Source organism: Achromobacter sp. 1014246743, assembly GCF_059760725.1.
The window spans coordinates 43,315-54,198 of record NZ_JCBANA010000017.1 but is presented as its reverse complement, the minus strand read 5'-3'; the positions used below and the strand labels follow the sequence as shown (position 1 = coordinate 54,198).

Here is a 10,884-nt window from a genome sequence, read left to right as displayed (position 1 = left end):
GAAGCCGCGTGATCAAGCGGCACTGCGCAGCGTGCGCGCGGCTTGCACCATGCCGATCAGGGCGGCTTCAGTTTCCGGCCAGGCGCGCGTCTTCAGGCCGCAGTCCGGGTTGACCCACAGGCGTTCCCTGGGCAGGCGGGCTGCAGCCTTTTCCATCAGGCCGACCATCCAGTCCACCTCCGGCACGTTGGGCGAATGGATGTCGTAGACCCCGGGGCCGATATCGTTCGGATAGCGGAAGTCTTCGAACGCCTTGAGCAGTTCCATGTTGGAGCGCGACGTTTCGATCGTAATCACGTCGGCGTCCATGGCCGCGATGGACTCGATGATGTCGTTGAACTCCGAATAGCACATGTGGGTGTGGATCTGCGTTTCGTCGCGGACGCCGGCGGTCGACAGGCGGAAGCAATCCACCGCCCAGTCCAGGTACGCCTGCCAGTCGGCGCGGCGCAGCGGCAGGCCTTCGCGGATGGCCGGCTCGTCGATCTGGATGACGCTGATGCCGGCAGCTTCCAGGTCCACCACTTCGTCGCGCAGCGCCAGCGCCAGTTGGCGGCAGGTCTGTTCGCGCGGCTGGTCGTCACGCACGAACGACCACTGCAAGATGGTGACCGGCCCGGTCAGCATGCCCTTGACCGGCTTGTCGGTCAGCGACTGCGCATACGACGACCAGCCCACCGTCATCGGCGCGGGACGGGCGACGTCGCCGAAGATGATCGGCGGCTTGACGCAACGCGAACCGTAGCTCTGCACCCAGCCGTTCTTGGTGAAGGCAAAGCCGGCCAGCAGCTCGCCGAAGTACTCCACCATGTCGTTGCGCTCAGGTTCGCCGTGCACCAGCACATCCAGGCCGACCTTTTCCTGGAAGCGGATCACCTCTTCGATTTCCTTGCGGATGGCGGTCTCGTAGGCGGAATCCGTCAGCGCGCCCGACTTCCAGTCGCGGCGCAGCGCGCGGATTTCGGCGGTTTGCGGGAACGAACCGATGGTCGTGGTCGGGTAGGCGGGCAGGCCCAGTTCTTCCTGCTGGCGGGCAATGCGGCCGGCAAACGGGGCGCGGTCCCGCGACACGCTGGCCGAGGCGGCCATGCGCTGCGCCACCACCGGGTTGTGGATGCGGGCCGACGAACGGCGCGCGGCCAGGGCGGCGCGCTGCTTGGCCAGGCCGTCCTGCACCGACGGTTCCGTGGCGCTGTCCAGGGCGCGGCCCAACAGGCTCAGTTCTTCCAGCTTTTGCGCAGCGAACGACAGCCAGCTCTTGAGCTCGGCGTCCAGCTCGGTTTCGTTGGCCAGGTCCACCGGCACGTGCAGCAGCGAGCACGACGGCGCCAGCCACAGACGCTCGCCCAGCTGTTGCTTGACCGGCGCCAGCGTGGCGATGGCAGCGTCCAGGTCGGTGCGCCAGATGTTGCGGCCATTGATCACCCCGGCGGACAGCACCTTGTCGGCGCCCAGGCCGGCCACCACCTCGGCCAGTTGCTCCGGCGCGCGGACCAGGTCCACGCGCAGACCCGCGACCGGCAGGCCCAGCGTCGTTTCCAGATTGTCCTTCAGGCCGTCGAAGTACGTCGCGAGCAACAGTTTCACCGGGCTGGCCGACAGCGTGGCGTAGACCCGCGTGAAGGCATCGCGCCAGGCTTGCGGCAGATCCAGCGCCAGGATCGGTTCGTCGACCTGTACCCACTCCACGCCCAGCTTGGCAAAGCGGGCCAGCACTTCGACGTATACCGGCACCAGGTTGGTCAGCAGCTGCAACTTGGCGGGGTCGGCGGCCCCCGCGGCGAACGCGTCGCCCTTGCCCTGGAACAGCCAGGTCAGCGGGCCCGGGATCACCGGCTTGACCGCGTAGCCCTGCGCCTGGGCTTCCTGGACCTGCTCGAACAGCGATTCGCGAGCGATGCGGAAGGTCTGGCCGGGCACCAGTTCCGGCACGATGTAGTGGTAGTTGGTGTCGAACCACTTGGTCATTTCGCAGGCGGCGGCGGGCTTGCCCGACGGCGCGCGACCACGGCCCATGCGGAACAAGGTGTCCAGCGACACCGGCTCGTTGTCCTTCTGGCCGAACCGGGCGGGCACGGCGCCCAGCAACGTGGTCCATTCCAGGATCTGGTCGTACCAGGCGAAATCGCCCACGGGCACGAACTTCAGGCCGGCGGCGGCCTGCAGCTTCCAGTGCTGGGCGCGCAGGTCGCGGCCGGTTTGCGCCAGCGCTTCGCCGGTCTGCTTGCCAGCCCAATAGGCTTCGACAGCGTGCTTCAACTCGCGGTGGGCCCCAATGCGGGGGAATCCCAAATTATGAATCGTAGTCATGGATACCCCTATATTCGACAAAATTTGTTCATGTGAAGGCTATTCTGCCGCCAAATCAAAATGAATCAAAATCAATGTCTACATTCATAAGATGAGAGAATCTCATACAATATAAGCTCATGCCCGCCCTCTGGGGTTGGGTGCCCCGCCGCCTCGGCTCGCCCTGACCGTCACGCCGCCCGCATGCTGGAAATCCGCCACCTAGAAACGCTGACCGCCATCCGTGAAGGCGGCAGCCTGCAGGAAGCCGCAGAGCGCCTGCACCTGACCCAGTCCGCCCTGTCGCACCAATTGCGCGACCTGGAAACGCGGCTGGGCACGCCGCTGCTGAACCGCCGCACCCGCCCGGCCCGACTGACCACGGCAGGGCTGCGCGTGCTGGCCCTGGCCGACGAGGTGCTGCCGCGCATGCGCGCCACCGAACGCGAATTGCAGCGCCTGGCCGCCGGCCGCACCGGCCGACTGCACCTGGCCATCGACTGCCATTCCTGCTTTCAATGGCTGATGCCGGCGCTGGACGCCTTCCGTGTGCAATGGCCGGATGTGGCGCTGGACCTGTCTGCGGCGTTTTCCTTCGCCCCCCTGCCCGCGTTGGTGCGGGGCGACCTGGATCTGGTCATCACGTCCGACCCCCAGCCGCTGGACGCGGTGCAGTACCTGCCGCTGTTCAAGTACGAGCTGGTGCTGGCCGTGTCCGAATCCAATCCGCTGGCCGGCAGCAAGTTCGTCATGCCCGACCAACTGGCCGACCAGACGCTCATCACCTACCCGGTGGACAAGCAGCGCCTGGATATCTTCACGGCCTTCCTGGACCCGGCCGATGTCGAACCCGCCGCCATCCGCAAGGCCGAACTGACGCCGATCATCGCGCAACTGGTTGCCAGCAACCGAGGCGTGGCCGCCCTGCCCAACTGGGCGTTGACCGAATACATGAACCAGGGCTGGCTGCGCCAGTGCCGGCTGGGGCCGCAGGGCGTCTGGCGCACGCTGTACGCCACGGTGCGCAGCGAAGACACAGACGCGTCTTACATCGATGAATTCCTGACCCTGACTCGCGACGTCTGCTTCAAGACGCTCAGCGGGATCAAGTCGGCGAAGTAAACGGCCGCGGCGCAAAGCGGGCCGTCGCACGGCGAACCCGCGGCCCGCGCTGACGATGCGCCGGCCCGGCAGTCAGAAGATCGGCAATGACGCGATCCAGCGATACCCCGCGTTGCGCTGCCTACTCGTCGTCGCCTGCGCCCAGGATGCGCCGAATGACATCGTGCGCAAAACCACGGCTGGCCAGGAAGCGGGCCTGCCTGGCATACGCAGCGCGGTCTTCGGGCTTGGCGTCGAACTTTCTTTTCCAGACTTCCAGTGCTCGGTCGTATTCCGTGGCCCGCAGTTGCTCGCGCAGTTCGGCCACCTGGCTGTCGTCCACGCCGTGCTGCCGCAGTTCCTGGACGATGCGGGCCGCCCCCTGGCGCGAAGCGCGCCGGTGCACCAAGCTCTGTGCGAAGCGTTCGGTGGACAGCCAGCCTTCTTTTTCCAGCGCGTCGAGCACGGTGTCGACCTCGGCCGGATCGTCGGCGTGCGGGGCGAGCTTGCGAGCCAGTTCTTCGCGGGCATGTTCGCGCCGCGACAGATACCCCACGGCGCGCATCTTCAAGGACGGCCCCTTGGGCGGGGCCTTGGCCTCGCGGGCGCCGCCCGACGGATCGCCGCCCGACGGATCGCCGTCCGACGGATCGCCGTCCGAAACCTTTGCATCCCGGGCAGAACCTGCGCGCGAGCCGTATCGATTGGACGCGCCTTTGCGGCCGCTGGCTCGCATTTCGGAGCTGCGCTGCCATTGATCGGGCGGCGCGTCGTCGCCGCCCCGGCCATCCGCACCCGCCCCGCGCCGCGCGTCCGACGTGCGGCGCAGCCCATCGGGCTTGGCCACGGTTTCGAATTCGTCGTCCAGCTTGGCGCGTAGGCGGTCAGCGGACGCGGCGGAGGGTTTCCAGCTCATGCGCTTCCTGCTTGCTATGTGCCAGCGGCAGGTCTCTCATGCTGGCCCCGCAACGTGGGGGCCTGATGCATGGGAGCCTGCCGCTGGCAACCGGGCGGAAAGGCCCGGCGACGATGCCGGACCCCGGCATCGGGGCCTGGCGACGGATGCCGGACGATTTACTCGGCGTCGTCTTCCGCGGTGGGAACGAATTCAGCCGCGCGGCTGACGATGCCCTGGTTTTCGCGAACGCGGTTTTCGATTTCGATCGCGATTTCCTTGTGCTCTTTCAGGTATTCGCGGACGTTGTCCTTGCCCTGGCCGATGCGGTTGCCGTTGTAGCTGTACCACGCGCCAGACTTGTCCACCACGTTGGCGGCCACGCCCAGATCGATGATTTCGCCTTCGCGAGAGATGCCGGCGCCATACATGATGTCGAATTCGGCCTGCTTGAACGGCGGCGCCACCTTGTTCTTGACGACCTTGACGCGGGTTTCATTACCGACGACCTCGTCGCCCTTCTTGATGGAACCGATGCGGCGGATGTCCAGGCGGACCGAGGCGTAGAACTTGAGCGCGTTGCCGCCGGTGGTGGTTTCGGGGTTGCCGAACATGACGCCGATCTTCATGCGGATCTGGTTGATGAAGATGACCATGCAATTGGTGCGCTTGATGGTGGCGGTCAGCTTGCGCAGCGCCTGGCTCATCAGGCGGGCCTGCAGGCCCGGCAGCGAATCGCCCATTTCGCCTTCGATTTCGGCCTTGGGCACCAGGGCCGCGACCGAGTCGATGACGATCAGGTCGACAGACCCCGAACGCACCAGGGCGTCGGTGATTTCCAGGGCCTGCTCGCCCGTGTCCGGCTGCGAGATCAGCAGGTCGGTCAGGTTGACGCCCAGCTTGTTGGCGTACTGCACGTCCAGCGCGTGTTCGGCGTCGACGAAGGCGCAGGTGCCGCCGATTTTCTGCATTTCGGCAATGACCTGCAGGGTCAGCGTGGTTTTGCCCGAGGATTCCGGACCGTAGATTTCAACCACGCGGCCCCGCGGCAGGCCGCCGACGCCCAGTGCGATATCCAGCCCCAACGACCCCGTGGACACCACCTGGATGTCGTGCGAGACCTCGTTGTCGCCGTAGCGCATGATCGAGCCCTTGCCGAACTGCTTTTCGATCTGCGAAAGCGCGGCGGCAAGCGCCTTGGCTTTTTCCGAAGCGGCGGCCTTGGTGGTTTTGTCGTCCATGTAGAGTCCTGTCTGTAATGTATCGGGGCGCGGTACGGGGTTGTCGAGATACCGGGGTTGTCGAGATACCGGAGTTGTCGAGGGGGTATCGAGCTACCGGATTGTCCTGAGATTTCGGATAGCGCAGATTATGGCATCGGATTGTACTGTACAAAAAACCAGTGTGCCAGAGTTTTCCACGTATTCCCTGAGTGGGCAAGCGCCGTGGCCTATGCCAGAATCGCGGATACCCCCGGCGTTATGTCCCCATTGCCCGCCGGGCCGCCCGCCCTGGGTCACAAGCCCCGCGGCGGCCAGCGCGCGCCCGGTGCGCGTTGCCGGTTTCCCCTCTTTATTCAGCAGCCCATGCGCATCCTGATCGCCGAAGACGACAGCATCCTGGCCGACGGCCTGTCACGCTCGTTGCGCCATAACGGCTACGCGGTGGATGCCGTACGCGACGGGCTGGCCGCCGATTCCGCGCTGGCGGCCCAGGCCTTCGACCTGCTCATCCTCGACCTCGGCTTGCCGCAGTTGGCGGGGCTGGAGGTGCTGCGCCGGCTGCGCGCCCGCAATTCCGCCCTGCCCGTCCTCATCCTGACCGCCGCCGACAGCATCGAACAGCGCGTCAAAGGCCTGGACCTGGGCGCCGACGACTACATGGCCAAGCCTTTCGCGCTGTCCGAGCTCGAAGCGCGCGTGCGCGCCCTGACCCGTCGCGGCGCGGGCGGCGGCGCCACGCTGCTCAAGCACGGCCGGCTGGTGTTCGACCAGACCGGGCGTGTGGCCATGGTCGACGACCAGACGCTGGACCTGTCCGCCCGCGAAGTCAGCCTGCTGGAAATCCTGCTGACCCGCAGCGGCCGCATGGTCAGCAAGACCCAGTTGGTCGACCACCTGTGCGAATGGGGTGAAGAGGTCAGCACCAACGCCATCGAAGTCTATGTGCACCGCCTGCGCAAGAAGCTGGAACCCAGCGGGGTGAAGATCGTGACGGTGCGCGGCCTGGGCTACTGCCTTGAACGGGACCAGGGTGCGGCGTACCTCGCAAGCTGAGCCTGCCACGCCGGAGGCGCTCAACCAGGAAGCGCTGGATGTCATGCGGGCCGGCGCCCGCGGCCCCAGCTTCGCGCCGCCGCAGCGCTCGCTGCTGGGCGAGATCCTGGACTGGATGCTGGCGCCGCTGTTCCTGCTGTGGCCCATGAGCGTGGCCATCACCTATGTGGTGGCGCAGAACATCGCCAACGTGCCCTACGACCGCGCACTGGCCAACAACCTGCACGTACTGACCCGCCAGGTGCACGCCCAGGACGGCCGCGCGGTGCTGCGCATGACCGATCCGGCGCGCGAGGTGCTGCGCGCCGACGAGACCGACAGCGTCTTCTGGCTGGCCCTGGGCAGCCGCGGCGAGTACCTCGGCGGCGACCGCGCCCTGCCGCTGCCCGCCTCGGTGGGCCAGCCCCGCCCCGGCGAAGTGCAGTACGAAGACGACACCCTGCGCGGCTTCGGCATCCGCCTGGCCTACACCTGGGTCGACCTGAACCTGCCCAACACCCAGCCCGCGCTGCTGATCGTCGCCGAGACGGTCGAAAAACGCACCCAGCTTGCCAACGACATCATCAAGGGCGTGATCATTCCGCAATTCGTGGTGCTGCCGATCGCGGTGCTGCTGGTGTGGTTCGGGCTGTCGCGCGGCGTCGCGCCGCTGAACGCACTGCAGCAGCGCTTGCGGGCGCGCCGACCCGACGACCTGTCGCCCATCGATGAACGCGCCGCGCCGTCCGAGATCGCGCCGCTGGTGGCGGCCATGAACGATCTGCTGGATCGCCTGTCGGCCAACGTGCAGGCGCAGCGCCGCTTCGTCGCCGATGCCGCGCACCAGTTGAAGACGCCGCTGGCCGGCCTGCGCACACAGGCCGAATTGGCCCTGCGCGACGCCAGTCCCGAGGAAATGCAGTCCAGCCTGCGCCAGTTGGTGACCGGCTCAGAACGCGCGACCCGGCTGGTCAACCAGTTGCTGCTGCTGGCGCGCGCCGAGAACCCCAGCGCGATCGGCCTGGCTGCCACCGACCTGAACGCCATCGCCTACGAGCAGGCGATGCACTGGGTGCCGCAGGCGCTGTCGCTCAACACCGATCTGGGCTTCGAAGGCTCGGAAACGCCGGTCCTGATCAACGGCAACCCGCTGCTATTGGCCGAGCTGCTGAACAATCTGGTGGACAACGCGCTGCGCTACACGCCGCGCGGCGGCCACATCACGGTGCGGGTACAGGAGCAGGACGGCCAGGGCGTCCTGGAAGTCGAGGATTCCGGCCCCGGCATCGCCCCCGAGGAACGCGAACGCGTGTTCGACCGCTTCTACCGCGTGCTGGGCACGCTGTCCGACGGCAGCGGCCTGGGGCTGGCCATCGTCAGGGAAATCGCCCAGAAACATCAGGCCACCGTGCTGATCAGCGACCACCCCACCCCGCATTCGGATCTGCCCGGCACCCGTATCCGGGTCGTCTTCCCGCTCTATTCCGAACCCGCCGACGACCTCGACGCCTAGCGTCGCCCCGACTCAAGCGTCTAAGGACTATCCCTAGCCTCCCCAGGGATAGTTACTTTTAGTTTCAATTTTAAGATTCAGGTAAGGGTCCCGTCAGAACCTCGTCAGCCTCGCGTCCCAACCTTGCGCATAGCTCGATGTCGGTCTTGCCGGCGGAGGGTGACGCACGGCGGAAAACCGCCGGCCAGAAAAAATCGAGGAGACATCATGAGCACAACTACCATGGCAGGTCGCGGTCCATCCGCGGAACCGCGCCCGATGACCAAGGATGAACGCCGCGTCATCTTTGCCTCGTCGCTGGGCACGGTGTTCGAGTGGTACGACTTTTATCTTTACGGTTCGCTGGCCGCGATCATCGCCCAGCACTTTTTCTCGGGCGTGAACCCCACCGCAGGCTTCATCTTCGCGCTGCTGGCCTTTGCCGCCGGTTTCGCGGTGCGCCCCTTCGGCGCACTGGTGTTCGGCCGCCTGGGCGACCTGGTTGGCCGCAAATACACGTTCCTGGTCACCATCGTGCTGATGGGCCTGTCCACCTTCCTGGTGGGTGTGTTGCCCAGCTACGCCAGCATCGGCCTGGCTGCACCCGCCATCCTGATCGTCCTGCGCCTGTTGCAAGGCCTGGCGCTGGGCGGTGAATACGGCGGCGCCGCGACCTACGTCGCCGAGCACGCCCCGCACGGCCGCCGCGGCTTCTACACCTCGTGGATCCAGACCACTGCGACCCTGGGCCTGTTCCTGTCGCTGCTGGTGATCCTGGGCATCCGCACGTTCATGGGTGAAGACGACTTCAAGGCCTGGGGCTGGCGCATTCCGTTCCTGATCTCGGTCGTGCTGCTGGGCATTTCGGTGTGGATTCGCCTGCAGTTGAACGAATCGCCGACCTTCAAGCGCATGAAGGAAGAAGGCAAGGGTTCGAAGGCGCCGATCCAGGAATCGTTCGGCCAGTGGAAGAACCTGAAGGTCGTGATCCTGGCGCTGCTGGGCCTGACCGCCGGCCAGGCCGTGGTCTGGTACACCGGCCAGTTCTACGCGCTGTTCTTCCTGACGCAGACGCTGAAGGTCGACGCCAACACCGCCAACATCATGATCGCCCTGGCGCTCCTGATCGGCACCCCGTTCTTCGTGATCTTCGGTGCGCTCTCGGACAAGATCGGCCGCAAGCCCATCATCATGGCCGGCTGCCTGATCGCTGCGGCGACCTACTTCCCGATCTTCCAGGGCCTCACGCACTTCGCCAACCCGGCGCTCGAAAAGGCCCAGGCCACCGCGCCGGTCACGGTCATCGCCGACCCGAGCACCTGCTCGTTCCAGTTCAACCCCGTGGGCACCGCCTCGTTCACCAGCTCTTGCGACGTGGTCAAGTCGTTCATGGCCCGCAACTCGGTGAACTACAAGAACGAAGCTGCGCCCGCCGGCGCCATCGCCAAGGTCAAGATCGGCAGCGACGAGTTCGCCTCGTTCGACGGCAAGACCTTGGCGCCTGCCGACTTCAAGGCCAAGGCGGCCGAACTGGACAAGGCCCTGACCACCGCGATCCGCAGCCACGGCTACCCCGCCAAGGCCGACCCGGCGCAAAGCAACAACGTCATGGTCGTCGTGCTGCTGACCATCCTGGTGATCTACGTGACGATGGTGTACGGCCCCATCGCCGCCATGCTGGTGGAAATGTTCCCGACCCGCATCCGCTACACCTCGATGAGCTTGCCGTACCACATCGGCAACGGCTGGTTCGGCGGCTTCCTGCCCCCGGTCGCCTTCGCCGTCGTCGCCGCCACCGGCAATATCTACGACGGCCTGTGGTACCCGATCATCATCGCAGTCATGACCCTGGTCATCGGCACGCTGTTCGTGCGCGAATCCAAGGACAACGACATCAACACCTGAACGACCATCCCCCGCCGGGTGGGACTGCTGCGCCTGCCCGGCCTTTCAAAAGCTCCCCAGGGAGCTTTTTTTTTTCACGAAAAAAAAGCGAGAGAAGGACGCTGCCAACGCCACGCTAGGACAGCCACCCGGCCGCCCGGCCGCCCGAAGGCCGGGTCGCCCCCCCGGGGGGCAGCAAGCGCGAAGCGCGCGGCGTGGGGGCCCACTTCCCACCCGGCCGCCCGAAGGCCGGGCTGCCCCCCCGGGGGGCAGCAAGCGCGAAGCGCGCGGCGTGGGGGCCCACGTCCCACCCGGCCGCCCGAAGGCCGGACAGCCCCCCTGGGGGCAGCAAGCGCGAAGCGCGCAGCGTGGGGGCCAACCATTTTCAGGACGCTGTCAGACCCTCGCCGTTAGACTGGCGCCTCAGATTACGGCCTTGCGCCTGATCGCCTGGCGATTGATCCCCCTGTCAGGCGGTTGCAGGGCTAGTGTTCTGACACCGATACCGCGTTCCCCGCGAGCCTTTTATGACGCGGTATTGTGTGCTCCCGTACCGGCCCGGCCTCTATTGAGCCGGGCCGCTTTTTTTGTGCCCGCCATCGTGCAGACGCAAAAAAGCGGCCGACGAATCGGCCGCCCGGAATGACGCGGACAGGCGCGCCTTAACGGCGCATGCCGACGCCGATGACCAGTACGCCGGCCACGATGGCCGCGATGCCGGCCCACATGGGAATCGGCACGGACTTCTCGGTTTCGGCCGTGGCCTTGACCGACCCCACCTGCAACACGGTTTCTTCGGACTTGTAGCTGAAGCCCTTGTAGGCCAAAGCGGCAATGCCCAGCACGATCAGGATAGCGCCCACGATTTTCATGCTTTCTCTCCTCTTGCACACGGTTGCCGCGGACATTACCGCATGGCCGGGCATGTGTCAGTGACAGAACGTGTCGCCTCGCCCCATCGTATTGCA

At 66.1% G+C, this 10,884-nt stretch carries 8 protein-coding genes; 4 read left to right on the top strand and 4 right to left on the bottom strand.

Translation table 11 applies throughout. The features are described from left to right. Window positions 1-12: 12 nt before the first annotated feature. Window positions 13-2,310 carry a 5-methyltetrahydropteroyltriglutamate--homocysteine S-methyltransferase gene (gene metE, locus AC6LJ2_RS09595; protein ID WP_498151244.1) on the bottom strand — a complete coding sequence of 766 codons (2,298 nt, stop codon included), beginning with the start codon at window positions 2,308-2,310 and terminating at the stop codon, window positions 13-15. Between the two features lie 183 nt (window positions 2,311-2,493). On the opposite strand from metE, the gene AC6LJ2_RS09590 reads away from it, so the two are divergent. Further along, a complete protein-coding gene (locus AC6LJ2_RS09590) occupies window positions 2,494-3,411 on the top strand; it encodes a LysR family transcriptional regulator (RefSeq protein WP_263915028.1) in 918 nt (305 codons plus the stop codon). A gap of 121 nt (window positions 3,412-3,532) precedes the next feature. Here the strand turns inward: AC6LJ2_RS09590 and recX are convergent, their stop codons facing one another. After that, complete coding sequence (gene recX, locus AC6LJ2_RS09585; RefSeq protein ID WP_498151243.1) at window positions 3,533-4,306, bottom strand: recombination regulator RecX; 774 nt, start codon at window positions 4,304-4,306, stop codon at window positions 3,533-3,535. 158 nt (window positions 4,307-4,464) lie between these two features. Beyond that, entirely contained in the window at window positions 4,465-5,526 is a 1,062-nt protein-coding gene (gene recA, locus AC6LJ2_RS09580; protein WP_025140288.1) for a recombinase RecA, read from the bottom strand. A gap of 345 nt (window positions 5,527-5,871) precedes the next feature. Between recA and AC6LJ2_RS09575 the strand changes: the two genes are divergently transcribed. The 3 genes from AC6LJ2_RS09575 (at window position 5,872) to AC6LJ2_RS09565 (ending at window position 9,937) form a co-directional block, all read left to right on the top strand. Further along, window positions 5,872-6,561, top strand: coding sequence for a response regulator transcription factor (locus AC6LJ2_RS09575; RefSeq protein WP_006393745.1), 690 nt, complete (start codon window positions 5,872-5,874; stop codon window positions 6,559-6,561). Between the two features lie 115 nt (window positions 6,562-6,676). Beyond that, window positions 6,677-8,053, top strand: a complete 1,377-nt coding sequence (locus AC6LJ2_RS09570; RefSeq protein WP_445659139.1) for a sensor histidine kinase — start codon at window positions 6,677-6,679, stop codon at window positions 8,051-8,053. A 222-nt stretch (window positions 8,054-8,275) separates the two neighbouring features. Then, window positions 8,276-9,937: an MFS transporter gene (locus tag AC6LJ2_RS09565; protein ID WP_445659138.1), complete on the top strand. Its 1,662-nt coding sequence runs from the start codon at window positions 8,276-8,278 to the stop codon at window positions 9,935-9,937. A gap of 641 nt (window positions 9,938-10,578) precedes the next feature. On the opposite strand, the gene AC6LJ2_RS09560 is transcribed toward AC6LJ2_RS09565, so the two are convergent. After that, window positions 10,579-10,788: a hypothetical protein gene (locus tag AC6LJ2_RS09560; RefSeq protein ID WP_006388393.1), complete on the bottom strand. Its 210-nt coding sequence runs from the start codon at window positions 10,786-10,788 to the stop codon at window positions 10,579-10,581. Window positions 10,789-10,884: the final 96 nt, after the last annotated feature.

Bases quoted from the DNA above. Each gene is read 5' to 3' on its own strand.
- metE (WP_498151244.1), bottom strand. From the start codon at position 2,310: ATGACTACGATTCATAATTTGGGATTCCCCCGCATTGGGGCCCACCGC.
- AC6LJ2_RS09590 (WP_263915028.1), top strand. From the start codon at position 2,494: ATGCTGGAAATCCGCCACCTAGAAACGCTGACCGCCATCCGTGAAGGC.
- recX (WP_498151243.1), bottom strand. From the start codon at position 4,306: ATGAGCTGGAAACCCTCCGCCGCGTCCGCTGACCGCCTACGCGCCAAG.
- recA (WP_025140288.1), bottom strand. From the start codon at position 5,526: ATGGACGACAAAACCACCAAGGCCGCCGCTTCGGAAAAAGCCAAGGCG.
- AC6LJ2_RS09575 (WP_006393745.1), top strand. From the start codon at position 5,872: ATGCGCATCCTGATCGCCGAAGACGACAGCATCCTGGCCGACGGCCTG.
- AC6LJ2_RS09570 (WP_445659139.1), top strand. From the start codon at position 6,677: ATGCTGGCGCCGCTGTTCCTGCTGTGGCCCATGAGCGTGGCCATCACC.
- AC6LJ2_RS09565 (WP_445659138.1), top strand. From the start codon at position 8,276: ATGGCAGGTCGCGGTCCATCCGCGGAACCGCGCCCGATGACCAAGGAT.
- AC6LJ2_RS09560 (WP_006388393.1), bottom strand. From the start codon at position 10,788: ATGAAAATCGTGGGCGCTATCCTGATCGTGCTGGGCATTGCCGCTTTG.